Annotated in this window: 1 protein-coding gene and 1 pseudogene; both read right to left on the bottom strand. The window is 51.3% G+C overall.

Features of this window, described 5'->3' with window-relative positions; translation table 11 throughout:
- Positions 1–185, bottom strand: a pseudogene (fruK, locus tag R7Q11_RS28930) (1-phosphofructokinase); the annotation flags it as partial.
- A 10-nt stretch (positions 186–195) separates the two neighbouring features.
- Positions 196–536: HPr family phosphocarrier protein (locus R7Q11_RS28925; protein ID WP_225467314.1), on the bottom strand; the 341-nt coding region annotated here is incomplete at its 5' end.

The raw sequence follows: 536 nt of genomic DNA, 5'->3' as shown, positions 1-536 counted from the left end.
ACCGTAACGTCGGCGCCAAGGTCGCTCAGCACTTTTGCAACGTTAACGCCTTTGCCTGCCGCGTGAAGGCTACTTTGTGCAACAAGGCTGACTGAACCTACCTTTAGCGCGTCGAGCGAGCCTGTTAGATCAAGCGCAGGGTTCAGCGTGATGGTCACAACTTTGTTTGTTTTTAATGCTGTCATTTGCGTGCCCTTAACCTTCACCTAGGCCAGAAGCAATCGCGTTGCCGATAGACTCCAGTGCTTGAGCCGCGTCTGGGCCTTCAGCAGAGAACTGCAATTGGTGACCGTGTTTCACACCAAGGGCAATCACTTTCATCAGGCTTTTCGCATTTACTGCTTTACCATCACCATCTAGGTTTGCCACGCGAATGTTTGATTCGAATTTCTTCGCTTCTGCAACCAACATCGCACCCGGGCGAGCGTGAAGGCCATGTGCGTTTTTGATCTTAAAGACTGCTACGTTGCCATCTTCGGCTGGCGCTGCTACTTCTTCGCCTTTGAATAGCGCAAGAATCTGTTCTGCAGAGGCAT

The sequence above is a fragment of the Vibrio sp. 970 genome (assembly GCF_033339075.1).
This window is presented reverse-complemented; position numbering and strand designations above follow the sequence as displayed.